Source organism: Streptomyces sp. NPDC019396 (assembly GCF_040632375.1).
Taxonomy (GTDB): Bacteria; Actinomycetota; Actinomycetes; order Streptomycetales; family Streptomycetaceae; genus Streptomyces.
In genome coordinates, this window is the sequence record NZ_JBEYBS010000011.1 from 42,864 (window position 1) to 68,193 (window position 25,330).

26 protein-coding genes are annotated in these 25,330 nt (G+C 72.5%); 11 read left to right on the top strand and 15 right to left on the bottom strand.

The genetic code is table 11. The annotated features are described in order from the left end of the window. Window positions 1-38: 38 nt before the first annotated feature. From ABZ532_RS14865 to ABZ532_RS14880, 4 genes are all read left to right on the top strand, one after another. Complete coding sequence (locus tag ABZ532_RS14865; protein ID WP_361282618.1) at window positions 39-875, top strand: aldo/keto reductase; 837 nt, start codon at window positions 39-41, stop codon at window positions 873-875. A gap of 101 nt (window positions 876-976) precedes the next feature. Further along, window positions 977-1,882 (top strand): LysR family transcriptional regulator, encoded by a 906-nt coding sequence (locus ABZ532_RS14870; protein ID WP_361282620.1) that lies wholly within the window; start codon window positions 977-979, stop codon window positions 1,880-1,882. 88 nt (window positions 1,883-1,970) lie between these two features. Next, complete coding sequence (locus tag ABZ532_RS14875) at window positions 1,971-2,543, top strand: cysteine dioxygenase family protein (protein ID WP_361282622.1); 573 nt, start codon at window positions 1,971-1,973, stop codon at window positions 2,541-2,543. A gap of 47 nt (window positions 2,544-2,590) precedes the next feature. Beyond that, window positions 2,591-3,796 (top strand): putative sulfate exporter family transporter, encoded by a 1,206-nt coding sequence (locus tag ABZ532_RS14880; protein ID WP_361282624.1) that lies wholly within the window; start codon window positions 2,591-2,593, stop codon window positions 3,794-3,796. Here the strand turns inward: ABZ532_RS14880 and ABZ532_RS14885 are convergent. Both ABZ532_RS14885 and ABZ532_RS14890 read right to left on the bottom strand, forming a co-directional pair. Then, window positions 3,793-4,716, bottom strand: coding sequence for a class I SAM-dependent methyltransferase (locus ABZ532_RS14885; protein ID WP_361282626.1), 924 nt, complete (start codon window positions 4,714-4,716; stop codon window positions 3,793-3,795). The two genes, ABZ532_RS14880 and ABZ532_RS14885, sit on opposite strands and share 4 nt — an antisense overlap. Window positions 4,717-5,020: 304 nt before the next feature. Continuing rightward, window positions 5,021-5,326, bottom strand: coding sequence for a 4a-hydroxytetrahydrobiopterin dehydratase (locus tag ABZ532_RS14890; protein ID WP_361282628.1), 306 nt, complete (start codon window positions 5,324-5,326; stop codon window positions 5,021-5,023). Between the two features lie 50 nt (window positions 5,327-5,376). Here ABZ532_RS14890 and ABZ532_RS14895 point away from each other — a divergent pair, with 50 nt between their 5' ends. Next, complete coding sequence (locus ABZ532_RS14895; protein ID WP_361282630.1) at window positions 5,377-6,213, top strand: helix-turn-helix transcriptional regulator; 837 nt, start codon at window positions 5,377-5,379, stop codon at window positions 6,211-6,213. 87 nt (window positions 6,214-6,300) lie between these two features. On the opposite strand, the gene ABZ532_RS14900 is transcribed toward ABZ532_RS14895, so the two are convergent. The 4 genes from ABZ532_RS14900 to ABZ532_RS14915 form a co-directional block, all read right to left on the bottom strand. Continuing rightward, window positions 6,301-6,498: a hypothetical protein gene (locus ABZ532_RS14900; RefSeq protein WP_361282632.1), complete on the bottom strand. Its 198-nt coding sequence runs from the start codon at window positions 6,496-6,498 to the stop codon at window positions 6,301-6,303. 96 nt (window positions 6,499-6,594) lie between these two features. Then, window positions 6,595-6,942 carry a hypothetical protein gene (locus tag ABZ532_RS14905; protein ID WP_361282634.1) on the bottom strand — a complete coding sequence of 116 codons (348 nt, stop codon included), beginning with the start codon at window positions 6,940-6,942 and terminating at the stop codon, window positions 6,595-6,597. A gap of 90 nt (window positions 6,943-7,032) precedes the next feature. Beyond that, window positions 7,033-9,156: an alkaline phosphatase family protein gene (locus ABZ532_RS14910; protein ID WP_361282921.1), complete on the bottom strand. Its 2,124-nt coding sequence runs from the start codon at window positions 9,154-9,156 to the stop codon at window positions 7,033-7,035. A 144-nt stretch (window positions 9,157-9,300) separates the two neighbouring features. Then, entirely contained in the window at window positions 9,301-9,744 is a 444-nt protein-coding gene (locus ABZ532_RS14915; protein WP_361282636.1) for a hypothetical protein, read from the bottom strand. A 244-nt stretch (window positions 9,745-9,988) separates the two neighbouring features. On the opposite strand from ABZ532_RS14915, the gene ABZ532_RS14920 reads away from it, so the two are divergent. Further along, window positions 9,989-10,762 carry an MBL fold metallo-hydrolase gene (locus ABZ532_RS14920; protein ID WP_361282637.1) on the top strand — a complete coding sequence of 258 codons (774 nt, stop codon included), beginning with the start codon at window positions 9,989-9,991 and terminating at the stop codon, window positions 10,760-10,762. Between the two features lie 64 nt (window positions 10,763-10,826). Further along, window positions 10,827-11,480 carry a VTT domain-containing protein gene (locus ABZ532_RS14925; protein ID WP_361282639.1) on the top strand — a complete coding sequence of 218 codons (654 nt, stop codon included), beginning with the start codon at window positions 10,827-10,829 and terminating at the stop codon, window positions 11,478-11,480. On the opposite strand, the gene ABZ532_RS14930 is transcribed toward ABZ532_RS14925, so the two are convergent. The 3 genes from ABZ532_RS14930 to ABZ532_RS14940 all read right to left on the bottom strand — a co-directional run bounded on the left by ABZ532_RS14930 (window position 11,481) and on the right by ABZ532_RS14940 (window position 14,662). Further along, entirely contained in the window at window positions 11,481-12,644 is a 1,164-nt protein-coding gene (locus ABZ532_RS14930; protein ID WP_361282641.1) for an MBL fold metallo-hydrolase, read from the bottom strand. It abuts the gene before it with no gap. A 101-nt stretch (window positions 12,645-12,745) separates the two neighbouring features. After that, on the bottom strand, window positions 12,746-13,966 hold the full coding sequence (locus tag ABZ532_RS14935) for an aminotransferase class I/II-fold pyridoxal phosphate-dependent enzyme (RefSeq protein WP_361282643.1): 1,221 nt from the start codon (window positions 13,964-13,966) through the stop codon (window positions 12,746-12,748). A gap of 69 nt (window positions 13,967-14,035) precedes the next feature. Further along, window positions 14,036-14,662 (bottom strand): TIGR03086 family metal-binding protein, encoded by a 627-nt coding sequence (locus tag ABZ532_RS14940; protein WP_361282645.1) that lies wholly within the window; start codon window positions 14,660-14,662, stop codon window positions 14,036-14,038. A gap of 190 nt (window positions 14,663-14,852) precedes the next feature. Between ABZ532_RS14940 and ABZ532_RS14945 the strand changes: the two genes are divergently transcribed. After that, window positions 14,853-15,671 carry a methyltransferase domain-containing protein gene (locus ABZ532_RS14945; protein ID WP_361282647.1) on the top strand — a complete coding sequence of 273 codons (819 nt, stop codon included), beginning with the start codon at window positions 14,853-14,855 and terminating at the stop codon, window positions 15,669-15,671. A gap of 66 nt (window positions 15,672-15,737) precedes the next feature. Continuing rightward, complete coding sequence (locus tag ABZ532_RS14950; protein WP_361282649.1) at window positions 15,738-16,091, top strand: VOC family protein; 354 nt, start codon at window positions 15,738-15,740, stop codon at window positions 16,089-16,091. A 94-nt stretch (window positions 16,092-16,185) separates the two neighbouring features. Here the strand turns inward: ABZ532_RS14950 and ABZ532_RS14955 are convergent, their stop codons facing one another. Continuing rightward, on the bottom strand, window positions 16,186-16,452 hold the full coding sequence (locus ABZ532_RS14955; protein WP_361282651.1) for a DUF1049 domain-containing protein: 267 nt from the start codon (window positions 16,450-16,452) through the stop codon (window positions 16,186-16,188). A 288-nt stretch (window positions 16,453-16,740) separates the two neighbouring features. Between ABZ532_RS14955 and ABZ532_RS14960 the strand changes: the two genes are divergently transcribed. Next, the gene (locus ABZ532_RS14960; RefSeq protein ID WP_361282653.1) at window positions 16,741-17,502 is read left to right on the top strand and encodes a GntR family transcriptional regulator; all 762 of its coding nucleotides are present in this window, start codon (window positions 16,741-16,743) and stop codon (window positions 17,500-17,502) included. 205 nt (window positions 17,503-17,707) lie between these two features. Further along, window positions 17,708-18,820 carry an adenosine deaminase gene (locus ABZ532_RS14965; protein WP_361282655.1) on the top strand — a complete coding sequence of 371 codons (1,113 nt, stop codon included), beginning with the start codon at window positions 17,708-17,710 and terminating at the stop codon, window positions 18,818-18,820. Between the two features lie 86 nt (window positions 18,821-18,906). Here ABZ532_RS14965 and ABZ532_RS14970 read toward each other — a convergent pair whose 3' ends face one another. From ABZ532_RS14970 to ABZ532_RS14990, 5 genes are all read right to left on the bottom strand, one after another. After that, on the bottom strand, window positions 18,907-19,863 hold the full coding sequence (locus ABZ532_RS14970) for an LD-carboxypeptidase (protein WP_361282657.1): 957 nt from the start codon (window positions 19,861-19,863) through the stop codon (window positions 18,907-18,909). Beyond that, window positions 19,860-21,875, bottom strand: a complete 2,016-nt coding sequence (locus ABZ532_RS14975) for an LpqB family beta-propeller domain-containing protein (RefSeq protein ID WP_361282659.1) — start codon at window positions 21,873-21,875, stop codon at window positions 19,860-19,862. The genes ABZ532_RS14970 and ABZ532_RS14975 overlap by 4 nt, the downstream gene beginning before the upstream one ends. Before the next feature lie 11 nt (window positions 21,876-21,886). Continuing rightward, window positions 21,887-23,242, bottom strand: a complete 1,356-nt coding sequence (locus ABZ532_RS14980) for a M20/M25/M40 family metallo-hydrolase (RefSeq protein ID WP_361282923.1) — start codon at window positions 23,240-23,242, stop codon at window positions 21,887-21,889. 31 nt (window positions 23,243-23,273) lie between these two features. Next, window positions 23,274-24,107 (bottom strand): M55 family metallopeptidase, encoded by an 834-nt coding sequence (locus tag ABZ532_RS14985; RefSeq protein ID WP_361282661.1) that lies wholly within the window; start codon window positions 24,105-24,107, stop codon window positions 23,274-23,276. A 175-nt stretch (window positions 24,108-24,282) separates the two neighbouring features. Then, a complete protein-coding gene (locus tag ABZ532_RS14990) occupies window positions 24,283-25,284 on the bottom strand; it encodes a DUF5937 family protein (protein ID WP_361282663.1) in 1,002 nt (333 codons plus the stop codon). Window positions 25,285-25,330 lie beyond the last annotated feature (46 nt).

Genomic DNA, 25,330 nt, shown 5'->3' on the forward strand with positions numbered 1-25,330 from the left:
GTGAAAGCGTCGGAACACAACGTAAGGATCGACTGGTCGTGAGCATGGTCCCCACCATCACTCTGAACAACGGCGTGCCGATGCCGCAGCTCGGTTTCGGCGTCTGGCAGGTACCGGACGACGAGGCGACGAAGGCCGTCGCCACGGCCCTGGAAGCCGGGTACCGCAGCATCGACACGGCGGCCATCTACGAGAACGAGAAAGGCACCGGCCGGGCGCTGACCGCCTCCGGGATCGCCCGCGACGAGCTCTTCGTCACCACCAAGCTCTGGAACAGCGAGCAGGGCTACGACTCGACCCTCCGCGCCTTCGACGCCTCGCTGGAACGACTGGGTCTCGAGTACGTCGATCTGTATCTGATCCACTGGCCGGTACCGGCCAAGAACGCGTATGTGGACACCTACAAGGCCTTCGAGAAGCTGCTCGCGGATGGGCGCGCCAAGGCGATCGGCGTATCCAACTTCCTCCCCGAACACCTGGAGCGGCTGCTGGGCGAAACCTCGGTCGTGCCTGCCGTCAACCAGATCGAGCTGCACCCCCAGCTCCAGCAGACGGAGTCCCGCACCCTGCATGCCAAGCACGGCATCGCCACCGAGGCCTGGTCACCGCTGGGCTCCGGACGCGGCCTTCTCGATGTGCCCACCATCGTCGCCATCGCCCGCAAACACGGGCGCACTCCCGCCCAGGCGGTCCTGCGCTGGCACCTTCAGATGGGCAATGTCGTGATCCCCAAGTCCGTGACCCCCACGCGGATTGAGGAGAACATCGACATCCTGGACTTCGAGCTGGACGCGGACGACCTGGCCGCCTTCGCCGCGCTGGACGAGAACCGGCGCCTGGGCCCGGACCCGGCCTCGTTCAACATGGGAGCGTAGGCCTCGCCGGGCAGCACCAGCCGATTTCGAGACATGGCTGGGTCAAATGGTATGCACTGCACCCTTCTTTCACGTCTCCAATTTCCGCTTATGCTTTCACCGTGTTCGACTCCCGGTACATCAAGACCTTCCATGAGGTGGTGAGCACCGGCTCCTATTCGGCGGCCGCGCGTGCGCTCGGCTTCACCCAGCCGGCGGTCAGCCAGCAGATGAAGGCACTCGAACGGGACGTCGGCACCCCGCTGTTCACCCGGGTCGGCCGGGGCATCAGGCTCACCGAGGCCGGGGAGGCGCTCAGGCGTCACGCAGGAACGATTCTGGGCAGTCTCTCGGTGGCCCAGCAGCAGATAGACGCCATCGCGAGGCTCAGGTCCGGGCGTGTGACGGTATGCGCCTTCCCCAGCGCGGGAGCCACCGTCCTCCCGGAGGTCATGGCCCGGCTGGCCGCCGAGCACCCCGGGATACGGGTGGAGCTGGTGGAGAGTGAGCCACCCGAGTCCCTCCGGATGGTGGCCCAGGGCGAGTGCGACATCAGCCTGGCCTTCAGCTATCCGGGCCAGCCCGCCGAGGTCCCTGAGGAACTCGCCGAGATCCGGCTTCTCGAGGATCCCCTCACGGTGTTGCTGCCCACGGGGCATCCGCTCGCTCGGCGCCGCACCGTGCGGCTGGCCGACCTGGCGCACGAGCGCTGGATCGCGGGGTGTCTGCGCTGCCGCGCCCACTTCCTGCAAGCCTGCGCCGAGGAAGGCTTCACCCCCGATATCGCCTGCACCACGGACGACAACCTCGTGTTGCAGAGCCTGGTGGCGGCCGGAGTCGGCATCGCCGTCGTTCCGGCGCTGGTGCTGTCGTTCCTCTGCCATGAGAAGGTCACCGGGCGTCTCGTGGAGCCTCACGCCCGTCGTCAGATCTCCGCGTACGCGCTGCGCGATCATATGCGGATACCGGCGACGGCTCTGGTGCTCGACCGGCTCAAGGCCGTGGCGGAGGGAAGGACCGGTTGCTGAGCGGGCGGGGCATCCATAAGCATTTTCTTGAGGCATAGCAACCAACCCTCCTTGGACGTGCGGGGCTCATCAGGCCGACGCTGCGTCCATGACCCCTGCGAACACGGCCACCGCGACCGCTCCACCATCCCGGATCACCGCGCCCCTGCGCGAGCTCGTGGCAGGAATACGCCAAACCGTCCAGCGGGGGCTGGCGCCGGAGCCCACGGCGCAGTTGGTGGCGGAGCGGCTCGCGCCCTACCTGGGCCTGCCCGATCTGCTCCTCTCCGAGCAGTGCGAGGGCGACACCGAGTGCTACCGGCAGCATGTGCTGCACGCCGAGAGCGACGGGAGCTTCTCCCTGGTGGCCCTGGTCTGGCTGCCCGGCCAGGTCACGCCGATCCATGACCATGTCTCCTGGTGTGTGACCGGGGTCCACGAGGGCGAGGAGTACGAGCGCCGCTACCGCCTGGTCCCGCACGACACCACGGCCCGGCTGATCGCCACGGAGGACGTGGTGAACCCGCGCGGCGCGGTTGCCGCCTTCGCCCCGCCCGGGGACATCCATCTCGTGCGCAACTCCGGCGCGGGCAAGGCGATTTCCCTGCACGTCTACGGAGCCGACGTCTCCCGCCTGGGCAGCAGCATCCGGCGCGTCTACGACCTGCCGGCCGACCGGTGAAGGCCGTCGCCGGCTCAGGTACGCGCGACGGAGCCCCCGCGGCCCGCGTGGCTCCCGAAGCCCCCGCGGGCCGCCTGGCCCCCGAAACCCGCATCTCCCCCCGGCACCTCAGGGCCGCCGGGGGCGGGGCGGACCCGACGGCGCCGGCAGCGCCGACCCAGGGGCACGCCGCAGGGGCCGACCCGGCGCCTGCCCCGCAGCCTGGCCCGGCGCCCACATCGGCACCTGAAACCGCACCCGCCCCGGCCGCGCCCACCCCGGGCCCCGTCCGCGGGCTCGCCCCGGGCCTCGGGCTCGCAGCAGCCGGTGTGGGCACGGCCTGGCTGGTACACCTCGCGCTGCCCGCCGTGCCGATGCTCACCGCCGCGGTCGTCCTGGGCATCGCCGCCGCGCACACCCCCTGGCTGCGCACCCGCATCAGGGGCCGGTGCCGTCCTGGGCTCACCGTGGCGGCGAAGAGGCTGATGCGCACCGGCATCGTCCTGCTCGGTCTGAAGCTGGCCCTGGGCGATGTGCTGGCGCTGGGCTGGACGACCGTCGTCATGGTGCTCGGCGTGGTGGCCGCCACCTTCTGGGGCACCTGGTGGCTGGGCCGTCGGCTCGGCCTGCCAGGGGATCAGCCCTTGCTGATCGCCACCGGGTACTCCATCTGCGGCGCGTCCGCGATCGGCGCGGTGAGCGCGGTGAACGACAGCGACGAGGACGACGTGGTCACCTCGGTGGCCCTGGTGACCTTGTGCGGCACCCTCGCCATCGCCGTACTGCCTCTGCTGCACGGCCCATTGGGCCTGACCGACGCCGAGTTCGGACGCTGGGTGGGCGCGGGCGTACACGATGTGGGCCAGGTGGTCGCCACCGCCCAGACAGCGGGTACGGACGCGCTGGGCGAGGCCGTACTGGTCAAACTGATGCGTGTGGCCATGCTGGCCCCCCTGGTCGCGGCGATCGCGGTCGCCGCGCGCCGGCGCGGCCGGACCACCGCCGCCGCGGGGCGCCCCCCGCTGGTGCCGCTTTTCGTCCTCGGCTTCCTCGCCATGGTGGTGCTGCGCACCACCGGGCTGCTGCCCGCGGACGCCCTGACGGCCGCGGGCAGAGCCCAGGAACTGCTGCTGGCCGCCGCGCTGTTCGGGCTGGGCAGCGCCGTTCACCTACCGTCGCTGACCCGGACCGGACTGCGGATCGCCGGGGTGGGGCTGACCGCCTGGGTGCTCATCGCGGCGGCTTCCTACGCGGGGGTGCTGCTGACGGCCTAGCGCCCGCCGCTCGACCTGGCCGTGTGCACCGTACGGGCCGCGAGCAGGAACGGGTCGGGGCGGTGCATGAACCCCTGCTCGTCGGCCGGATCCAGCAAACGGTCAAGGACCGCCAGGTCGTCCCCGTCCAGCCGCCCCTCCACGACGGAGCGCAGCCAGGAGAACGCGGAGGCCAGCTGCTCACGCTGGGCCGCGGTGAGCGGCGCGGGGATGTCGAGAAGGAACGAGCGGCTGCGCGCGTCCGTCAGGCCCGAGGCGGCGAGCAGCGCGGGCCAGTGCTCCACCTCGGCCTTGTAGCCGGGCAGCGCCGCCCGCATCTCCTCGAACCAGCTGCTGCTTGCCGCGTCGATGCGGGCTTCCAGCCCGGGGCGCCCGATGCCGATGTCACGAGGCAGATGCCGGGCCGGAAGCCCGCCCTCGAGGACGGCGAGCAGCCCTCCGGGGCGCAGCCGCCCCGCGAAGACCCCGATGGCTGCGCGCTGGTCTCCCATGTGGTGGACCGAGTTCCCGGCCCAGATGAGATCGGCCGCGCCCAGTTCGTCGAGCCCGCCGGGCGCTTCGGCGACGTGCACGCGTACGCGCTCGCCGAGACCGTGGCGGGCCGCCCGGGCGAGGGCGCGGTCCAGGAGTTGCGGCGTGGCGTCCACCGCCACGACCTCGGCTTCCGGGAACGCCTCGGCGAGCAGGCAGGTCAGCACCCCGGGCCCGCTGCCGATGTCGAAGACACGGCGCACGTCCCGCGCCGGTAGTTGTTCGCTGACCCAGGCCGCGGCCCGTGCGGAGAGCGGCCGGTGCATTTCGGCGCCGCTTTCCAGGACGGGAGCGAGCGCGTCCCAGTCGATGTCGGCGGTGTGGCCACCGCGGCCGGAGGAGCCGTGGTGGTCGCGGTGGTCCTGGTGGTGATGCCGGTGAGAGCTCATGGGGTCAGGGTGCGTCGGGTACCGGGCTCACGGCGAGCTTCTTTGCGGTTGTGGCAAAAGGTCGTCGCGGTGGGGACGACACACCCCGCCGGGCCGCAGGACCCGCGCCGCCTCGGCGACGACCGCCCGCGCGGCACGGGGCTCTTCGCACCGCGTGACGTCGTCGGCGGCCGGCCTCCCGGTCGTGGTCGAGCAGCGTGTCCAGGCAGGGACCGGAGCCGCCTCCGGAGCTTGCTCCTGAAGCGGCTCCGGAGACTTCCGCGGTCGCGCATGCGGTCGCGGGCCCGTGGTCCCGCGGCACCGGTCAGCTCGCTCCGTGGCTCCGGGCGACGGCCTCGACGCGCTGGGCGAGGGCGAAGTCGCTCGCGGTGACGGCGCCGCCCGCGTCATGCGTGTTCACGGTGAGGTTGACGGTGTTGTAGCCGAGGGTGAGATCCGAATGGTGGTTGAGCTCCTCCTGGATCTGCGCCACATGTACGACGAGCGCAGTCGCCGCGAAGTGGTTGCCGAGCCGGTACGTACGGGCGATCCGGTCGCCTTCCTGGGACCAGCCGGGCAGTTCGCGCAGCCTGTCCTCGATCTCCTTCTGTGACAACGGCTCTGCGGGCATGAGACCGACTCCCTCCAGGTGCTGTCTGAGAGCGACGATAACGTTGACATATGACAACTGTCGCGCCTGACACGGACGTGGGACCGCTGCTGCGTGGTTGGCGCGAGCGACGCAAGGTGAGTCAGCTGGAGCTCGCCCTGCGGGCCGGTTCCTCCGCACGCCACATCAGTTTCATCGAGACCGGGCGGTCCCGGCCCAGCGAGGACATGGTCCTGAAGCTCGCCGAGCACCTGGACGTACCCGTCCGCGACCGGAATGCACTGCTGCTCGCGGCTGGTTACGCGCCGAGGTACGCGCGGACGCCGCTGGACGACCCGGCGCTTGACCCCCTTCGCGGGGGCCTGGAGAGACTGCTCACGGGCTACGAACCGTATCCGGCGCTCGTCGTCGACGGGACGTATGCCGTGGTGGCGGCCAACCGGGGGATCACCATGCTGCTCGACGGCCTCCCCGCGCATGTCCTCACCGCCCCGCTGAACGCCATGCGCGTCACCCTCCACCCGGATGGCCTCGCTCCGCGGATCCGCAATCTCCGCGCCTGGCGCGGGCATCTGCTGGACCAGATGGAACGCCAACTGGCCCTGGCGCGCTCCGGGGCGCTGCGCGAGGTGTACGAGGAGGTCGCCGCGTATCCGCTGCCGGAGTCGTACCCGGACGACTCCGGCGAGCCCGAGCTCGACCGGGGCCACGACGAGAGCGAGGCCCGGTACGCACCCTTCGCGCTGCCGCTGCGCATCGAGCACGGCGGCACTGTGCTGTCCTTCGTCTCCTCGATCGCCACGTTCAACACCCCCATGGATCTGACCGTCGCCGAACTGGCCATCGAGACCCTGCTCCCCGCCGATCCGGCGACGGTGAAGTACATGCGGTCCCTGATGCCCTACTGAACTTACGAAAAGACCAGTAGCACCCGCCCGGGGCGAGCCGGGCGGGTGCGGTCTCCGAGAACGGGAACGGTGGCGGGGACGGGCCGGTCAGCTGGGCGAGGCGCCCGCCGGGGGCCGGCCGTCCCTGGTGCTGGCCCGGGCCTGAGACGGCTCGGTGGCGGTGCCCCTGGCCGAAGGCTTCCGCTCGGCCACCGCGGTTTCCTCGCGAGGGCTCTCCGGCGGATCCGTGCGGGCGACCTCGGCGCGGACCATGGCGTTCAGGGCTGCGAAGGCGTCGATGGGCATGGCTGTGCTCCCTGCGGGTGATGGCGAGTGCTTGATGGGTGGTCAGCCGGGAGCGATGCGGCGGCACAGGGGTGCCGTCGGGCCGCTCGGGCCCCCTCAGCAGCGCAGGACCGGGGATCTCGACGCGTCGGGCGTGAGTGGCGCGGCCACGGGAAGCGCCGCGCCCGGTGGAGCGGAGTGCGGCGGCACCGCGCTCACCGGTACGACTCGGGGCCCGGCGACGCCGCGCCGTTCGGTCCGTCGCACAGGCAGCGGCAGGTCCGGCTCGGCGATGTCCTGTGCCGCCTCGCCCGGGGCCCCCGCGGGGATGGACGAGGCCGGTGCGGGGCCGTCCGGGCCCGGTGCCGCCGCTGCCCCGGTCGCCGGTGCACCGAGCAGCGCGACGATCGCCGTCAGGACGACGATCGCGGCACGAACGGCGGCACAGCGCGCGGCACGGTTCACGGGCACAACCTCCTGCACCTGCCACATGTGCCCGTCGGCCGGCCCCGGTGCGGCGCCCCTGCGCCCCATACACCCCCATGAGCTACCGCATTAGGCCGGCTGCCCCTCGTCCGTCTCTCCCGTCTCTCCCGCCTCTCCCGCCGCGCCCAGCGCTTCGGTGAGCGGCACCTGGGGGCCGTGTGCCTCGCCGAGGGCCTCGCCGAGCCAGCGTCGCAGCACCAGGTGCACCTGCTCGGCGCCCACCGGCTCCCCGCCGCCGGCGACCGGCTCGGACAGCTCGTGCGGTGACAGCAGGAAGGGGTACGACTGCTCGCCGCCGAGCCCGCCGTGTGAGCCGATCTGCTCCTCGAAGGCGTGCACCCGGCCGCTTCCAGGGTCGTGGCTGGAGTTCACCATGATGTCGGCGACATGGGGGAAGGTGTCCGTGCGCCGGATCGCGTCGGCCGCACCCGGGCCGAAGGCGGCCAGCGGCCCGGTGCCGTCGAGCCTGCTCAGCGGCAGTTCCGCCCCACCCGGCCCCAGCACCACGGAGCCGTTCCGTTCGCCGTGCACCAGCAGGAATCCGATGCCGGGGTGGTTGGCGAGGGTCCGCAGCAGGGCCGGGTGGCGGCGGTCGATCTGCTCCCGGCTGAGACGTCCCGGGGCGTCGGGGAAGGAGATCAGCCCGAGGTTGCCCGAGGCGAGGACCACGGGTCCGGACCGTGTGCCTCCCGGCTGCCCCTCCCCCGCCTCCAGGCAACCGGCGTCACCGATGTCTGCGCCGGCCACGCTGTCTGCGCTGTTCCCGAGCCGTCGGTGCAGCGCACCGCGCAGTGCGTCGCGGGCGGCGTCTCGGGCCTCCGCGCCGCTCGGGGTGCGTCCGGCGCGACGCGAGACGGGCAGCCCGCAGCCGGCTCTGACGAGGTCCTTGAGCGTGAGTCCGTAGGCCCCGGCGAACGTCTCACCAGGGCTCTGACCGTGATCGGAGAGCAGCACGATCCGATAGGCGCGGGGGGCGTGCGCCGCGACCTTGGCGATCAGTGCGACGGACCGGTCGATCCGCTCCAGCACCTTCGCGGCGTCCCGGCTGTGAGGTCCCGAGTGGTGGGCGACCTCGTCGTAGGCGACGAGGTCGGCGTAGACGGCGGTACGGCCGGCCAGCATGTCCCCGATCACCGCGGCGACCACGACATCCCGTTCGACCACGGTCGCGAAGGCCCTGATGAAGGGGTAGAGCCCGCCGCGCCCGACCCTCGGCCGGTCGCCGCGCAGCCGGGAGCGGACCGACTGGCCGATTTCGCGGATGACTTCGGCGACGAAGGAGACCGCGGTGCGGACGGCGTTGGCGGGGTCCGAGAAATAGGCGAAGTAGCCGGCCCGGGACCGGTTGGCGCGGCCGCGACGGGCGGCGACGGACAGCACCAGTGCCAGCTGGTCGGCGCCGCCGCTGAACAGATTGCCGCGGCTCGCGCCGTCCACGCTGAGCAGGCCCGCGTCCCGGGTGCGGTCGACGGCTCTGCGCTGGAGCTCGGCGGCGCTGGCGGGGCGGTTGCTCACCATGACCCGGCCGGTGTCCTTCTCGTACCAGCGGAACCCGGGGACGTCATGGTTCGAGCCGTGCAGGATGCCGAGCTGGCTGGCACCGGTCTGGCTGGACCAGTCGGTGCGCCAGCGCGTGAGGCGGTGCGTGGTGTCGAGCCAGCGGGCCACGGTGGGCATCTGCCCGTCGCCGACAGCAGCCCGCAGGACGGTGTGCCCGACCCCGTCGAGTTGCAGGAACACCGTGCCGGGCGTGGCGTCGCCCGCGATCCGGTGCCCGTGGCGCCGCCGTCTGCGGTGGGCGAGGCGCGAGAGACGGCGGCGGTACGCGTTGTCGTCCCGGACGGCGAGTGCGGTGGAGGTGGCGGAGGCGACGGCGGACATGACGGCGGCGACCACCACCGCGGTCCGGGGGTCGGCAGCACCGCGGCCGTCGGGGATCAGCCAGAGGGCGAACAGCAGCAGGGAGCCGTTGAGGAAGAACACCAGCAGCCCGAGTACGAGCGCGGGCACGAGCAGCAGAGCCCGTACGGCCAGCGGCCATACGAGGGCGCCGAGCAGGCCGAACGCACCCGCCCCCAGGGCGGCGGTGATCGCCGTCCGGGTGACGCTGTCGCCGCCGGGGGACTGCAGCTGGAAGTCCGGGAGGATTCCGGCGAGGGCGAGCAGCGTGAGCGTGGACACCGCCCACACCACGACCACCCGCAGCAGGGCGCTGCCCGCGGCCCGCCAGGACCGCTCGCCGGTACGCCGCTCGCTGGTGTGTCCCTCGCCCACGCGTTGTTCGCCCACGCGCCGTCACTGCCTCTCGCGTTCTCCTGCCTTCCAGCGTCGCAAAAGTCAGCAGCCGTCGTAACCGGCGGTGGGCATGGACATCCTGCGGTGCACACTCGCCTTCACCGCCGCGTCGTAGACCGGTTCGTCCAGCCCCGTGGTCTCCAGACGCACCCCGCGCCGCTCGCACTCGGCCGAGAACTCCCGCACCGAGGTCACCGCCCGGGCCAGCACCCGGTCATTGGGGGCGACGAATAGGTCCACCAGCCCGGCGTCGACGTCGGCCCACAGCACCCCGTGGTCGGGGCGCAGCCCGTAGAACAGCAGCTCCCGGGTGACGACATGGCCCTTGTCCGCGGCCCAGTGGGCGCACATGGCGTGCTGGCTGCGGGTGTCCACGAGGAAGGGGTCGCCGTCCAGCTCTTCGAGCGGGGTCAGGCTGGCGATCGATGCCGCACGCAGCAGACGGTGCCGTCCGGAGTCCGGTGAGCCGTCCGGTGCCTGCCCCATGAACCGATCCCACCCGTCCCCATGCCCTGTGCGGCGTGCTCTCCGTGCAGCATGCCAATTGTTGAAGCCGACCCTACTGCCGAGTCCACGGCGCAGGGGAGGCGCACACCGGCGCTCGCCACGGCGGTCCGCACCCCCCGCGTGCATCCGAACCCCACCGGATGCCCCTGAGCGCCTACGCTCGTAGCGGAGTTACGGAGGGGCGCGGAGGCAAGGACCGAAAAGGGAGCCGAGGAGGCGGTACGTGCCGATGGAGGTCACCTGGTGGGGTCACGCCACCTGTACCGTCGAGGACTCCGGAGTCCGGGTGCTCACGGACCCGCTGTTCGTGAGCAGGCTGGCACATCTGCGACGCCGGCGCGGGGCCGTACCTCCGCCCGAGGCCGCGGTCGCCGAGGCGGTACTGGTCTCACATCTGCACTCGGACCACCTGCATCTGCCGTCGCTGGCCAGGCTCGCGCCCGGGACCCGGCTGATCGTGCCGCGCGGTGCGCTCCGCTCGGTGCCCGGTCTGCGCCGGCTGGCCGGACTGCTCATCACGGAGGTGGGGCCGGATGACGAGGTGGTCGTGGACGCGTTGCGCGTACGGGCCGTCCCGGCGCTGCACGACGGCCGGCGGTTGCCGTTCGGCCCGCATCACTCGCCCGCTCTCGGCTATGTGATCCGGGGCGAGGCCCGGACGTACTTCGCGGGTGACACCGGGCTGTTCGACGGGATGGCGGACGCGGTGGGGCCGATCGATGTGGCGCTGCTGCCGGTGGGCGGTTGGGGACCGTTCCTGGGCCATGGCCACCTGAACCCGGACCGGGCGGCGCGGGCGCTCGCCGCCCTCGTACCGCGAGCGGCGGTACCGGTGCACTACGGCACGTACTGGCCGATCGGACTGGACGCGGTCCGGCCGCACGAGTTCCACTCCCCGGGCGACGAGTTCGCCCGTAAGGCGGCGCGGCTGGCGCCTCAGGTGGCGGTGCACCGGCTGGGGCACGGCGAGAGCGTCAGGCCGGTGACCGGCCGATGACGACGGTGGGGCGAGGACCCGGATGCGGCGATGACCGAGGTGGGCCGGTGACGGAGGTGGGGCGATGACGTTCCAGGAGGCGATCAGGGCGCTGCCTCCCGATTCGACGCAGCAGGCCGTGGGCTATCCGTCGCTGTACCTGCTGGTGGCACTGGGTGCGCTGGTACCGGTGATTCCGACGGGGGCGATCGTGAGTTCGGCGGCGGTGGTGGCGTTCCACCAGTCGCTGCCGTTCGCACTGCTGGCGGTGTTCCTGGTGTCGGCGATCGCGGCGTTCACCGGGGACATCGCCCTCTACTGGCTGGGAAGGCGCGGCCTCGGCTCCCGTAACGGTTCCCGCTGGCTGGGGGTGCTGCGGGAGCGTGCGGCGCCTGAGCGGCTCGCACAGGCGCAACGGGGGCTCGAAGAGCGCCGTGTGACGGTGCTGGTGCTGTCGCGGCTGGTGCCGGCCGGTCGTATCCCGGTGATGCTGGCATGTCTGCTGGCGAGGATGCCGCTGCGGGGCTTCGCGCGGGGCGATGCGCCGGCGTGCCTGGCGTGGGCGGCGACGTACGGGCTCATCGGGATCCTCGGGGGCTCCCTGTTCCCCGAGCCGTGGCAGGGGGTGGTGGCGGCGGTGGCGCTGACCGTGCTGGTCAGCGGGGCGCCCGCCGTGTGGCACAGGCTGCGGCGCGGGCGGGGGCACGGTCCTTCGGGCGGTCAGGAGGCGGGACCGTGATCAGGCCGTGGCCAGCAGCCGCGAGCCGCCGACCGGCAGGTTCCAGAGCCGTTCGCGCGGCAGACCGGTGTGCTCCCAAGCGGCCAGCAGCCGTCTGAGCGGCTCCAGCACGGGCTCGGCCGACAGCACGAAGGTCGCCCAGTGCATCGGCGCCATGTTCCGGGCGCCCAGATCGGTGAAGGCCTGCACGGCCTCCTCGGGGTCGGTGTGCACGGTGCTGAGCCACCAGCGCGGCGCATAGGCTCCGATCGGCAGCAGGGCCAGGTCGATGTCCGGGTGGCGGCTGCCGATCTCCTTGAACCAGTGGCCGTATCCGGTGTCCCCCGCGAAATACACCCGCCGGCCCCGCTGATCGGTGAGGACCCAGCCGCCCCACAGCGAGCGGCAGGTGTCCGTGAGCGTGCGCTTGGACCAGTGGTGCGCGGGTACGAAGTCGAAGCGGACCGCTCCCCCGTCCGGGGACGGCACCTCGGCCGCCTCCCACCAGTCGAGCTCCGTCACCCGGCTGAACCTGCGCCGCCGGAACCAGCGGCCGAGTCCGGCCGGGACGAACACGGGGGTGCGTTTGGGGAGGCGGGCGATGGTAGGGGCGTCCAGATGGTCGTAGTGGTTGTGGCTGATGACCACGGCGTCGACGGGCGGCAGGTCCTCCCAGCGGACTCCCACCGGGGTGAGCCTGGCCGGGGTGCCGAGAATTCTGCGGGACCACACGGGGTCGGTGAGCACGGTCAGGCCACCGATCGCGATCACCCAACTGGCGTGGCCCGCCCAGGTGACGGCCACGGTCCCGCGATCGGCCGTGGGCAGCGGAGCCGGGGCGAACGGCAGCTGCGGGATGTCGGCGAGCCCCGCCGCGGCCGGACGCAGTGCGCCTTCCCTGGCGAGCTTGGCCAGGGCCCGCACGCCGGGGAGCGGGGCGGTCAGCCGGCCCGCGAAGGAGCGGGGCCACCGGCGCGTGAACCCGAGTGGCCGAAGTCGGCCGGCGGATCCCGAGGCAGGCGCGGTTGTGTTCGTGGTTGCGCTCAGAGGTGTCCCGGAGCCGGGGCCGGACTCGGTGCGCGAAGGCGCGGGCGGCGATACGGCCGTGGCCGGCGCACCCCGGTGCCCCGCCGGGCGGTCGGGGTCGTTCGCGAGGTCGGTCGGGGGCTCCGGGTGGTCGCTCATCTGAGGGCTCCCTTCGGCGCGGGTGGTGCTCTTGGTTCGCGGCGGTGTCAAGCGGAGTTGGTTCGGCGGGCTGGTTCGGCGGCCGGTACGGCGGGATCGGTTCAGCGGAGTTCGTCGAAGGCCGCTCCGAATCGGGACAACGCATGGGCCACATGGGGCAGTTCCAGTGGACGTTCCGCGGCGAGTGCGCTCAGGCGTTCCTCGGGGGTCTCACCGAGCAGCGGCCCGGTGCCCAGTCGTACGCGGAGGGCGCCGAGTTCGTCGCCGAAGCGGTGGCCTCCCGGCGACAGGGCGCCGAGGTGGGCGCTCAGGTAGTCCTCGAGTTCCATGGAGTCGGTGACCCCGCGCGCCGCCAGGCGAGCACGCAGCGGGCCGAGGTCGGCGTACAGGTGCCGGCCCGCCTGCGGGGGCCGTGCGAGTGCACCGGAGACGAGGACCGCGTGGTGGGCCGCCGCCGCGACCTGGGCGTGGAGGGCGGCTGTGCGGACGGCCCGGGTGGTGACGGGCTCGGGCTCGCCGAGGGCGTGCGCGGCGGCCTCGGCCACCGGGCCCGGGACGAACGCCCCCAGCGCGGTGAGGATGTCGAGCACCCTGGCCCGGTGCGCCGTCGCGGACCCGGTGGACGGAAAGCGGGCCACCGCTACCGGCCATGCCGCGGGGGTGAGGGCGCCCGCCAGGTCGCTGATGATGGTCACGTCGTCGGGGCACATCTCGGCCGGGCTCAGAAGTACCCGCTCGTGGGGACGGTGCAGCGTGTCCCGCCAGGTCTCGTCGCTGATGATGTGCATGCCCTCGTCGACCGCGGCCTCGCACGCCTCGCGGACCAGCTCCGGCGGGGCGACCGTGGCCGTCGGGTCGTCGGCGACGGACAGCAGCAGGAGGTTCGGTGCGCCGCCCTCGGCGCGCACCCTGCGCACCGTCTCCAGCAGGGCGTACGGGTCCGGTACTCCCCCGCACTCCGCGGGCGTGGGCACATGGAAGGCGGGCCGCCCGAGCAGCCGTACCTGCGGTGTCCACCAGGCGGGGCACGGCCGGGGCATCAGCACATCGCCGCCGTGCGCGGCCAGCAGGGCGAGGAGCAGGGGCTGCGCGCCGGGTGCGGCCGCGACATCCTCCGGATGGCTGCGCAGTCCGCGCCGCCACCAGTAGCCGACGGCCGCCTCCCGCAGCACCGGTCCCCCGCCCGGTGGCTCGGGAGTCGACGTCCGCCCGGCCGCTGCCGCGAGCACCTCGGCGAGCTCTGGCAGCACGGGTAGACCCGGTTCCGGCGCATGCGGGCCGTATCGGACCGGTCCGTGGTCTTCCGGAGCCGTCCGCCGCATGGGCCCACCTCCCGTGCTCGCGCCCGGGACCACCGCCCGGCTCACGTGTCGACAAAGGCCATGTGCCCTTTATACGGAGGTTCCGCCCGCGCCGCCGCTCCGGTCGGCCCATTCACGTGACCAGGGCTCGCGTCCGAGCAGGCAGAGGAGTTTCGTCTGGGCGTCCGCATCCGGCGGGGGCTTGACGGCTGGCGAGAACATGCCGCTCCTGGCCAGCCCCGTGGCGTAGGGGGCGACCTCGCGGGCGGTGAAGGCGACGAGGTCGTCCGGGAGGGTCTCGTCCGCGCCGATGGCCCGTGACAGGTCCCAGGCATGCACGGTGGCGTCGGCCACCATCTGCGCGCAGTACGCGGTGGCGGGGCGCTCGCCGTACGACAGCACCACCGTCCGCTCCAGTGCGCCCGGCCCGTTGAAGGCGGCTTTCGCCGCCGAGGCCGCCCGGTCCCAGGTGACGGCCGGATGTGCGCCGAGCACGTCGCCGTCGAACGTGCCACCGGCCTCCGCGGTGCCCCGGCCTTCGACGACCAGAGGCGGCACCCACAGCTGTTCGGCGGTCAGGTGGTTCACCAGGTCCCGGACGGTCCACTCGGCGCACGGAGTCGCGTCGTCCCACTGGTCGGGCCGTACGGCGTGCACCCGGTCCGTGAAGAGCGCGAGAGCATCGGAGTGCCGGTCCAGAAGAGCGTGGGTGTCCATGGCGTCCACTGTGCGCCCGCACGGGAGCGGGCGCGAACGGTCGGCGGGCATCCCAGCAGACGTCCACATGGCAAGACGGCTATCTCATGATTCGGCTCCGGAGGCGTACCGTGGTGATGCGGCCGGCATGGCGCTGCACAGCGCGAAGACGGTCCGGACACAACCGACTTGAGGGAATGGGAGCGCGACCATGGCCAAGAGCACCGCTGCCACCGCCGTCTACACCCACGGGCATCACGAATCAGTGCTCCGCTCGCACCGCAGCCGCACGGCCGCGAACTCGGCCGCGTATCTGGTGCCCGAGCTCAGGCCCGGCCTCGACGTCCTGGACGTGGGCTGCGGGCCGGGCACGATCACGGCGGATCTGGCCGCGCTGGTCGCGCCCGGAGTGGTCACGGCCGTGGACAGCGAGCCGGGGATACTCGGCGCGGCCCGTGCGGTGGCCGCTGAGCGCGGCCAGGACAACGTCGGCTTCGCGGTCGCCGACGTCCACGTACTGGACTTCCCTGACGACTCCTTCGACGTCGTGCACGCCCATCAGGTGCTCCAGCATGTCGCCGACCCGGTGCGCGCTCTGACCGAGATGCGGCGGGTGTGCCGGCCCGGCGGGCTCGTCGCCGTCCGGGACAGCGACTACGGCGCGTTCAGCTGGTATCCGGAGGTGCCGGGTCTCGACCGCTGGCTGGAGCTGTACCAGCAGGTGGCGCGGGCGAACGGCGGGGAACCCGACGCGGGCCGCAGGCTGTACTCCTGGGCCCGCGCGGCGGGCTTCACCGACATCACGGCCACGGCCTCGGCCTGGTGCTTCGTCACAGCCGATGAACGCTCCTGGTGGAGCAGCCTCTGGGCAGACCGTACGACACAGTCGGGCTATGCAGGCCAGGCCGTCGACGGGGGCCATGCGAGCACCGAGGAGCTGACGGCCATCGCCGGTGCCTGGCGGGAGTGGGGACGCCGGGACGGCGCATGGTTCGGTGTCCCGCACGGCGAGCTGCTCTGTCGCGCCTGAGCCCCGTCCGGGCGGCACGGGCACAGCCGGTCACATCGCGGGAGACGCCCAACTACCCTTGCCCGTATGGAGATCATCGGAAGCACGCTACGCATCTACGTCGATGACCTGGAGACCGCATCCGACTTCTACGAACGTCTCACCGGAGCCACCGCGCTGCGGTTCGAGCGCGGTGGCGTATCCGTCGCCGCGGTGAGCTGCTTCCTCCTGATGAGTGGCCCGAAGGAGGAGCTCGACGTGCTCCGCAAGGTCGCCGCGACCATCGCGGTGGACGACGTGGACCAGGCCCGTGCCGCCCTGAGCGCGGCGGGCGCCGACATCATCGCGGGTCCGGTGCCGACACCCGTGGGCCGCAACCTCATCGCGGTACATCCGGACGGCTCGGTGTTCGAGTACGTCGACCGTAAGCCGGCCGTGTAGCAGGGGCGGCCGTGGAGCGTGCGGCATGCCGCACGCTCCACACCGAGCAGGATCGCTGCGCGCCGGTCTTCGGCAAGGGCGGCGCCCTGCGCCGTCACTTGCTGCGGCGGCCGAAGTAGAGCGCCGTACAGAGTGCTCCCAGGATCGCCGCGGCCAGCAGGGCCAGATACAGCGGCATGACCACTTCGGGGATCAGCAGCCTGACCGTGACCTTGCGGGTGTTCTCGAAGATGAAGATCAGCGTGAGGACCGCGAGCACCAGGAACACGACCCTGCGGGTGGTGAACCGGCCATGGGAGCCGCCTGTGCCCGTCGGATGCCGCGTTCCCTTGTCGCTCCGCGATCCGCCCTTGGGACTCATGGGACCAGGATGGACGGATCCTGGCCCCATGAGGCTGGTGGAGCGGGCCGAACGGGTGAGGCAGCCGGCGCACCGCGCGAGGGCGGGCAGCGGCCTCCCCGGGACCGCAGAGGCCGTCCTGTCGGATCTTGTCAGACAAGGCGGAATGCGGCACCAGCCTGACATCTACCTGCGTAGACCCACAAGGCCCTGCTGGCGGTGAACTACGGTGGGCTCGAGGATGGCAGCGGCGGCGTCGAGGAGCGCGTCGCCGCAGCAGTGGGCAGACAAGTGAGCCGGGGAGACACAGTGGCAGTCAGCGGATCAGCGAGCGACCCGCGGCGCAGGCCGGTGGTCGTCCTGTACGAGCGGATCGCGGACGCCATCCATGACGGCACCTATCCGCCGGGCTCCACCCTGCCGTCCGAGCCCCGGCTGGCGACGGAGCTCGGCGTCAGCCGCCCCGCCCTGCGCGAGGCTCTGCTGCTGCTCCAGGAGGACGGGCTGCTCACGGTGCGCAGGGGTGTGGGGAGGACCGTCAACGATCAGCCGCCGCGGCGCGGGTTCGAGCAGATCCAGCCGCTGGAGGAACAGCTCTCGGCGGGTGGCGCGCCGCTGCGGGTACGGGCCCTGCTGCGGACCGTGGAGGAGCCCACCGACTTCACCACCCAGCATCTGCACGCACCCGCGCGCGCGGAGCTGCGCTTCTGGGAATCCCTGCTGACGGGTGACGGCGCTGCGGCGCTGAGCCAGGAGTGGGCCGCGGCGGACGACGTGCTGGAACGGGCGCACCCGGCGTTCGCCGGGGCGCTGCGCACGGTCGGGAGCGCCGAGCGCATCTCCATGCTGGCGGTGCTGGCCGGAGCTTCCCGGGGGGTACCACTGACCGCCCACTCGGGGGTGACCGCGACCTCGCTCGGACAGCGGCGCGGGGCTCAGCTGGACCGGCCCGCGGACACCCCGGCCGTGCTGATCACCCAGGTCGTGCGGGCGGGCGACATACCGATCATGGCCGCCAAGCACATGCTGCCGACCGGCGCTCCCGCGCTGTCCGTGGTGCAGTCGGGCTGAGGCGAGCCGGGCGGGCCGAGCCGGCGGACGCACCACCCCCCGACCTGGCCATGCCGCCGGTCCGGCCGACGTGTGCCGCTCCGCGTACGCCGCCAGCCAGTCCGGCCGGCACGCACCCCCCGCCGTGCCTGCGTACGCCCTGTGTGCCGAGCGGCATGCGCCCCACAACGGCGCCCGGCGCCTCGTTGCCGTACACTCCCGCTGCATGCACTTGTCTGACAACTCCCCGGCCGACCTCGCCGCGAGCCCCGCCCCTGTCGCCGACTGGATCCGCAGCGCTCCCAAGGCCGTCCTGCACGACCACCTGGACGGCGGTCTGCGTCCCTCCACGATCATCGAGCTGGCCCGTGGGTGCGGCTACGGCGATCTGCCCACCGAGGATCCCGAGGCTCTCGCCGTCTGGTTTCGCGACGCCGCGGACTCCGGGTCGCTGGAGCGCTATCTGGAGACCTTCGCCCACACCTGTGCGGTGATGCAGACCCGCGAGGCCCTGTTCCGGATCGCCGCCGAGTGCGCGGAGGACCTGGCGGCCGACGGAGTCGTCTACGCCGAGGTGCGCTACGCCCCCGAGCAGCACCAGGAGCGCGGCCTGAGCCTCGACGAGGTCGTCGACGCGGTCAACGAGGGCTTCCGCGAGGGCGAGCGCCGCGCGGGCGGCCGGATCACCGTCGGCGCGCTGCTGACGGGTATGCGGCACACCCGGCGCTCGCTGGAGATAGCCGAGCTGACCGTGGCCCACCGGGACCGCGGGGTGGCGGGCTTCGACATCGCGGGCGGCGAGATCGGCAATCCTCCCGCCGACCACCTCCCCGCCTTCCAGCACCTGAAGCGGCACAACTGCCACTTCACCATCCACGCGGGCGAGGCCGTCGGCGCCGAGTCCATCCACGAGGCGGTCCAGGTCTGCGGCGCCGAGCGGATCGGCCACGGCGTGCGGATCACCGATGACATCCGGGTCGCCGACGACGGCACGGCCTCGCTGGGTCACCTGGCCGCGTACGTCCGCGACAACGGGATCGCGCTGGAGGTCTGCCCGACCTCGAACCTCCAGACCGGCGCGGCGAAGGACTATGCCACGCACCCGATCGACCTGCTGCGCCGCCTCGGCTTCCAGGTCACGCTCAACACGGACAACCGCCTGGTCTCCGGCACCACGATGAGCCGCGAGTTCCAGCACATGGCGGATGCCTTCGGCTACGGCCCGGAGGTCTTCGAGCAGTTCACGGTGGCCGCCGTCGAGTCCGCCTTCCTGCCGCTCCCCGAGCGCCGCCGCATCATCGACGAGGTGATCCGGCCGGGTTACGCCGCGCTGAGCTGACGCTCCCCCGCACGGGCGCCGGCCGTGAAGGCCGGCGCCAGGGCGCGCGACCGGCGCGGAGGTCCCCCCTCCCCGGACCAGCGCTGTCAGACCAGTGCCGGCACATCGAGCACCAGCGCCCCGGCATCCGCGTCCAGCACCGCCGGAACCCCGAGGGGCATCGTCAGCGCCGTGGCCCGGTGCCCGAAGCCGAGCTCCTCCACGACCGGGACTCCGAGGCCGCCGAGCCGGTCCAGGAACACGGCCCGCAGCTCCTCGTCGGGCCCGCAGCCCTCCCACGACCCCAGGGCGATCCCGGACACTCCGTCCAGCCATCCGGAGCGCAGCAGCTGGGTGAGGACCCGGTCCAGGCGGTAGGGCTCCTCCCCGGTGTCCTCGATCAGCAGCAGCCCACCACGCGCGGACGGCCGGGCGTGCGGGGTGCCGATGCCGGCGGCGAGCAGGCTCACGCAGCCGCCCAGGGTGATCCCTCGGGCGCGGCCGGGAATCAGCGGCCGTGCGCTGCCGAGCCGCAGCGTCCGCACCGATTCGGGTGCGAAGAGCGTGGTGCGCAGGGACTCCTGGGTGTCCGGGTCCTCGATGAACGTCAGCGCGGCCACCATCGGGCCGTGCAGGGTCGCCAGGCCCACGCGTTGGGCGAAGGCCTCATGGAGCGCGGTGACATCGCTGTAGCCGACGAAGACCTTGGGCTCTGCCGCGCGTACCGCGGCCCAGTCGACCAGGTCGGCCATCCGCTGGGCACCGTACCCGCCCCGGGCGCAGATCACGGCGGAGACCGAAGGATCGCACCAGGCCTCCTGGAGGTCCCGGGCGCGCGCCGCGTCCTCGCCCGCGAGGTAGGGCAACCGCGGATGTCCCGCGAGCACGTGCGGCAGCACGACCGGCTCCAGGTCCCAGCCGCGCAGGACGGCGAGGCCCTTCTCCAGGCGGTCCGCCGGTACGGGGCCGCTGGGGGCGACGACGGCGACCCGGTCGCCCGGCCGCAGCCGCGCGGGGCGGGTGAGGGCCGGGACCGGGCCCTCCGGATGCTGCCGGCGGCTCACTTCACCAGCCCGAGCACCGGGACATCCCCCCGCGGGGTGCCGAAAGTCTGTACGTACAAGGACAGCTCGGCCTCCAGGGCGCGGATCAGGGTCTCCGCACGGCGGAAGCCGTGGCTCTCGCCCTCGAAGGCGAGATAGGCATGGGGCGTCCCGCGCCCGGCGAGCTGGGCAAGGAAGCGCTCGCTCTGCGCCGGCGGGCAGATCGGATCGTCGAGGCCCTGGAGCAGCAGCAGCGGGACGTCGATGCGGTCGACATGCTCGATCGGCGAGCGTTCCCGGTAGCGTCCCGGGACCTCGTCGAGCGGGCCGATCAGCGACTCCAGGTACCGGGATTCAAAGTCATGGGTGCCGTCGGTCGCCCAGCCCAGCAGGTCCAGTACGGGGTAGCGGATGGCCCCGCAGGAATAGACACCGGTGGTGGTGAGGGACACCGCGGCGGTCCAGCCGCCCGCGCTTCCGCCCCGGATCGCCAGCCGGTCCGGATCGCCCGTGCCCTCGGCGGCAAGGGCTTCGGCGACGGCGGCGCAGTCCTCCACGTCGACCACGCCCCACTGCTCACGCAGCCGCTCGCGGTACTCGCGGCCGTAGCCGGTGGAGCCGCCGTAGTTGACCTCGGCGACACCGATGCCGCGCGAGGTGAAGTAGGCGATCTCCAGATCGAGCACGAGGGGGGACCGGCCGGTGGGACCGCCGTGCGCCCACACCACGTAGGGCGGCAGCTCGTCGTCGGGGGCGATGCGGTCGGGGCTGTGGGGCGGATAGACGTGCGCGTGGATCTCGCGGTCCTCCGGCCCGGTGAAGACACGGATCTGCGGCTCCGGGTAGTACGCGGGGTCCACCCGGTCCTCGTGCGCCGCACCGATGACGCGGGCCCGGCCCGTGCAGATGTCGAGCTCCACGATCTCGAACCCGCTGCGCGGGCTGGCCGCGACGCCGACGACCCGGGTCCCGTGCGCGGCGAGGGTCGGCGCCCACTCGGTCCAGGGGCCCGCGGTGTCGACGAGCTCGCCGGTCTCCGGGTCGAGTATCCCGAGGGAGGTGGCGCCCCGGCCGTGGATCGCGGCGACGAGGCCGTTCTCCAGGGGCTGGAACCAGCTCAGACCCAGCTTCCACAGCGGCCCGCCGAACTCCTCGCCGCGGCCGGGGCACAGCGCCTTCGCGGTCGGTGCCGTCGCGGTCGGACCGGCGGCGTCGAGCTCCCCGGCCGGGATCGCATACGGCTCCCACCAGCCACCCGCGTCCGAGGCGTACAGCAGCGAGCCGTCACGGGCCCAGTCGACCTGGGCCACCGACTCGCCGACGCCGCCCGCGATCCGGCGCACCCCGCGGAAGGGGCCGTCCTCCACGACCTCCCCGAGCATCACCTCGGTGCCGTCCCAGGGCATCCGGGGGTGGTCCCAGGCGATCCAGGCGGCGCGCCGCCCGTCGGGTGAGAGCCGCGGCCCGGTGACGAAGCGGTGCCGGTCGCCGGTCAGCTCCCGGACGGCCGCACGGTCGTCTGCCGCCGAACCGTCGAGCGGCACGGCGGCGATGACCCGGCGCACATCGGTGGGCGCGTCCCCGGTGAACTCTTCGAGCACGCACCAGACTTCACCCCGGTCGGGGTGGATGACGGGATCCGCCCAGCGCAGCCCCGCACCCACCTCCGACAACGGGGTGAGCGGTCTTGGCTCCGTGCCGGCGTCGGGCTCGTGGGCATACATCCGCTGGTCGTCGTGGTGGACGAACACGATGAGGGTCCCGCCGTGGTCACGGTGCGCCCCGGCCCAGGGCAGGCCGCCGTACTCCATGACCCGGCTGCGTACGTTCCACGGAACGGGAAGGACCGTTTCCTCTGTGCCGTCGGCCCTGCGTCTCACCAGGGTGCGGCGGCCTTCCTCGGTGGGCCGGGGCGCCGTCCACCACACCTCGTCGCCCACCGTGCCGATGAACTCGGGCCGCCCGTCGTTCGAGGCGGCGAGCGCGGCGTCGATCGGCGACGGCCAGGTCCCATAGGCCCCTGTGGGCACCATTCCCCATCCCCCTAAGCGGACTTGAGATAGCGGTCGAGTACGCGGACGCCGAAGTGGAGTGCGTCCACGGGGACACGCTCGTCGACTCCGTGGAACATCGCCCCGTAGTCGTAGCCTTCGGGCAGTTTCAGCGGCGTGAAGCCGTAGCCGGTGATGCCGAGCCGGGAGAACTGCTTGGCGTCGGTGCCGCCGGATGTGCAGTACGGCACGACACGGCCGTCGGGGTCGAAGGCCTCGATGGCCGCGCGCAGTCGGGCGAAGGTCGGAGAGTCGACGGGGGCTTCGAGCGCCACCTCGCGGTGCAGGAACTCCCAGTCGACATCGGGTCCCGTGAGCCGGTCAAGGGTGTCGCGGAACTCGTCCTCGGTGCCCGGCAGCATGCGCCCGTCGACGTAGGCGGTGGCATGCCCCGGGATCACGTTGACCTTGTAACCCGCTTCCAGCATGGTCGGGTTGGTGCTGTTGCGCACGACCGGCTCGACCAGCAGCGCCGCCCGGCCGAGCTTGCCCAGCAGCGCGTCCACGTCCAGGCCGGGTGCGCCTGCGTCGACGGTGAGCCCGTGCAGTGCTGCGAGCTCGGACAGGGCGGCGCGCACCGTGGGGGTGAGCCGCACCGGCCACTCGTGCTCGCCGATCCTGGCGATGGCCGCGGCTAGCCTGGTCACCGCATTGGTCCGGTTGACCTTGGAGCCGTGGCCCGCCCGGCCGTGGGCGGTGAGCTTCAGCCAGGCGGTGCCGCGCTCGCCCGCCCCGATGGGATAGAGCGTCATACCGGGTGCGGCGTGGAAACTGAACGCCCCGGATTCGCTGATCCCTTCGGTGCAGCCTTCGAACAGCTCGGGGTGGTGGTCGGCGAGGAAGCCCGATCCGTCCTCCGCGCTGGCCTCCTCGTCCGCCGTGTACGCGATCACGATGTCGCGGCGCGGGCGGATTCCGGTGCGCCGCCAGGCGCGCACGACGGCGAGGACCATGGCGTCCATGTTCTTCATGTCGACGGCGCCACGTCCCCAGACGACGCCGTCGCGGACCTCGCCGGAGAAGGGGTGGACGGTCCAGTCGACGGGTTCGGCGGGGACCACGTCGAGATGGCCGTGCACCAGCAGCGCGTCCGCGGACGGATCCGTGCCCTCGATCCGCGCCACTACATTCGTCCGGCCCTTGGTGCGCTCCAGGAGCATCGGCTCGAGACCCGCGCCGGCGAGCCGTTCGGCTGCGTACTCGGCGGCGGGCCGCTCGCGGCAGTCACCGCCGCCGCGGTTGGTGGTGTCGATGCGGATCAGCTCGGAGGTGAAGGTGACCACCTCGTCGAGCGCGAGGTGGTCAACGCCGCTGATGCCGCTGACGTCGTCGTTGTTGCCGGTGTGCATAGGCGCGGTTCCTGGCTCGGGGAGTCTCACATCAGCCATACTGCTCCTCCACCGCGGCCGAGACGATCGTCGTGACCGCTTTGAACGTGCGAATGGCTTCATACATCGTCACGCTTGAATACGAGACGCGGCGCTCACCGCTCACCGCCACACCGGGAACGACCGTCGCCGCCCCGGCCAGATGCTCGGCGTCAAGCTCGACATCGACGCTGAACGGGCCTCCACGCACGGGCTCATGGCGTACGGCGAGCACGGTGGCCTCCTTGGCGGCGGCGCGGATCCGCGCGGCGGTACGGGCCGGAGTGCGGCACACGGCCGCGTACCGCGAGATGTGGTCCTTGACGGCGACCTTGAGCGCCTCGGGCGCGTAGCCGAGGGCGTCCTCACAGGTCAGGTCGTCCCCGGTGACCAGCACGACCGGCACTCCGTACTCGGCGACGACATGGGCGTTGAGCAGTCCCTCGCTCGCCCGCTCGCCGTTCAGCCAGACGCCCGTGATGGAGTTGGCGAGGTAGGTGTGCGCCAGCACACCCCGGGTACCCGCCCCCGTGTGGTAGCCGACGAAGGCGACACCGTCGACATCGCCGTGCTGCACGCCTTCCACCATGGACAGCGTCTTGTGCCGCCCTGTCAGCAACTCGGCCCGGTCGTCCAGCTGTTCCAGCAGCAGATTGCGCATGCTCCAGTGCGCTTCGTTGATGACCACCTGGTCGGCGCCGCCGTCGAGGAAGCCGAGCACCGCCGCGTTCACATCCGAGGTGAAGAGCGGCCGGCAGCGCTCCCACTGGGGAGTCCCGGGCAGCACATCGCCCGGCCAGGTGACCCCTGTGGCGCCTTCCATGTCGGCGCTGATCAGGATCTTCACTGCCGCCTCCGTTCTCCCGGGCTGCCGGTTCGCCGTCCTCACCGTGCACGGCACCGGCCCCCCGGCATTGTCGCCCGGCGCACCCCTCCGCCCGCACCGCCAGTGCCTACCCGGCGCGTCGGGGTCTCAGCCGCCCGATGGGGGTGGTTTGCGCCCTGACCGCACCTCGTTCGGCTCAGGGATCACACCCCTGGACCAGCGCCTCCCCCACGCGGGTGCGCGCGTAGAACACCGTCCGCCCCATGCGGTGCCCGCGTACCAGACCGGCCGACCGCAGGGCCGTCAGATGCTGGGACACACCCCCGGGCGAATGACCGGTGCGGCGCGCCAGTTCGGTGGTGGAGGCGGGAGCGTCCAGTACGGCGAGCAGCAGGGCACGGGTGCGGCCGAGTACCCCGGCGAGGGCACTCGGGCAGGGCCGGGCGCGCCGCTCCCACAGTGTGGCAACGCCCCGGGGCGGGTAGCGCAGCGTGGGCTGCCATTGGTCGTAGCCGATGACGGAGAAGATCCGGGGCCAGACGAAGGCCGAGGGGACGAGCAGCAGGCCCCTGCCGTCGAGTCTCCGGATCCCCCGCTGCCGGCAGTGGGGTATCTGGAGCGCGCCGGATTCCCAGGTGACCTGGGGATCGAGGCCGGCCAGCAGGGTCTCGGCACCGCCTTCGGCGAACTGCCTGGCCCGGTGGGCGATATCGGCTTCGAGCAGGGCGAGGATCCCCGGCCAGTAGGGCGCGACGGCGATCTCCCAGTAGCCCGCGATCGCGTCGGCGAGCCGGCCGAGTGCTCGACCGGGGTCCTCGCGCAGCGCCGCGACGGCGGCCCGGGTGTCCGGGGATGACGTCCGCAGCAGTTCGGGCGGAGTGGCCCGGAGCACGGCCAGTTCCAGGTCGAGCGAGGGCTGCGGGGTGGCCGGGGGCGGGACGAGGAAGCCGGGAATGGTGGTGGTCGGCACCACGACGAGCGAGGTCAGCGGGGTGAGGTCCAGCTTCGCGGCGGCGAGCCTCGGTCGCACCTCGTCGGCCCACCGGCGGTGCATGGCATGGCCGTCGGCGCCCTTGAGCACACGTATCCCCGCCACCACCTCCCACAGCGGGGAGATGGCGAATCTCGTGCGCGCCACGTCCTCGGCCGTGAAATCGATTTCGAGCGGCCCGCTTGGGGACCGTTGCCGCTGCACCATTCAGCCGAGGCTAAATCATTGGTCCGGTGTGCGGACCGCCGCGAAC

What these genes read in the sequence shown, in the direction of transcription:
- ABZ532_RS14900 (WP_361282632.1), bottom strand. Translation starts at nt 6,498, where the DNA reads ATGCCCATCGACGCCTTCGCAGCCCTGAACGCCATGGTCCGCGCCGAG.
- ABZ532_RS14990 (WP_361282663.1), bottom strand. Translation starts at nt 25,284, where the DNA reads ATGGTGCAGCGGCAACGGTCCCCAAGCGGGCCGCTCGAAATCGATTTC.
- ABZ532_RS14875 (WP_361282622.1), top strand. Translation starts at nt 1,971, where the DNA reads ATGACCCCTGCGAACACGGCCACCGCGACCGCTCCACCATCCCGGATC.
- ABZ532_RS14965 (WP_361282655.1), top strand. Translation starts at nt 17,708, where the DNA reads ATGCACTTGTCTGACAACTCCCCGGCCGACCTCGCCGCGAGCCCCGCC.
- ABZ532_RS14955 (WP_361282651.1), bottom strand. Translation starts at nt 16,452, where the DNA reads ATGAGTCCCAAGGGCGGATCGCGGAGCGACAAGGGAACGCGGCATCCG.
- ABZ532_RS14915 (WP_361282636.1), bottom strand. Translation starts at nt 9,744, where the DNA reads ATGGGGCAGGCACCGGACGGCTCACCGGACTCCGGACGGCACCGTCTG.
- ABZ532_RS14935 (WP_361282643.1), bottom strand. Translation starts at nt 13,966, where the DNA reads ATGCGGCGGACGGCTCCGGAAGACCACGGACCGGTCCGATACGGCCCG.
- ABZ532_RS14940 (WP_361282645.1), bottom strand. Translation starts at nt 14,662, where the DNA reads ATGGACACCCACGCTCTTCTGGACCGGCACTCCGATGCTCTCGCGCTC.
- ABZ532_RS14930 (WP_361282641.1), bottom strand. Translation starts at nt 12,644, where the DNA reads ATGAGCGACCACCCGGAGCCCCCGACCGACCTCGCGAACGACCCCGAC.
- ABZ532_RS14945 (WP_361282647.1), top strand. Translation starts at nt 14,853, where the DNA reads ATGGCCAAGAGCACCGCTGCCACCGCCGTCTACACCCACGGGCATCAC.
- ABZ532_RS14975 (WP_361282659.1), bottom strand. Translation starts at nt 21,875, where the DNA reads ATGGTGCCCACAGGGGCCTATGGGACCTGGCCGTCGCCGATCGACGCC.
- ABZ532_RS14925 (WP_361282639.1), top strand. Translation starts at nt 10,827, where the DNA reads ATGACGTTCCAGGAGGCGATCAGGGCGCTGCCTCCCGATTCGACGCAG.
- ABZ532_RS14950 (WP_361282649.1), top strand. Translation starts at nt 15,738, where the DNA reads ATGGAGATCATCGGAAGCACGCTACGCATCTACGTCGATGACCTGGAG.
- ABZ532_RS14890 (WP_361282628.1), bottom strand. Translation starts at nt 5,326, where the DNA reads ATGCCCGCAGAGCCGTTGTCACAGAAGGAGATCGAGGACAGGCTGCGC.
- ABZ532_RS14895 (WP_361282630.1), top strand. Translation starts at nt 5,377, where the DNA reads ATGACAACTGTCGCGCCTGACACGGACGTGGGACCGCTGCTGCGTGGT.
- ABZ532_RS14980 (WP_361282923.1), bottom strand. Translation starts at nt 23,242, where the DNA reads ATGCACACCGGCAACAACGACGACGTCAGCGGCATCAGCGGCGTTGAC.
- ABZ532_RS14885 (WP_361282626.1), bottom strand. Translation starts at nt 4,716, where the DNA reads ATGAGCTCTCACCGGCATCACCACCAGGACCACCGCGACCACCACGGC.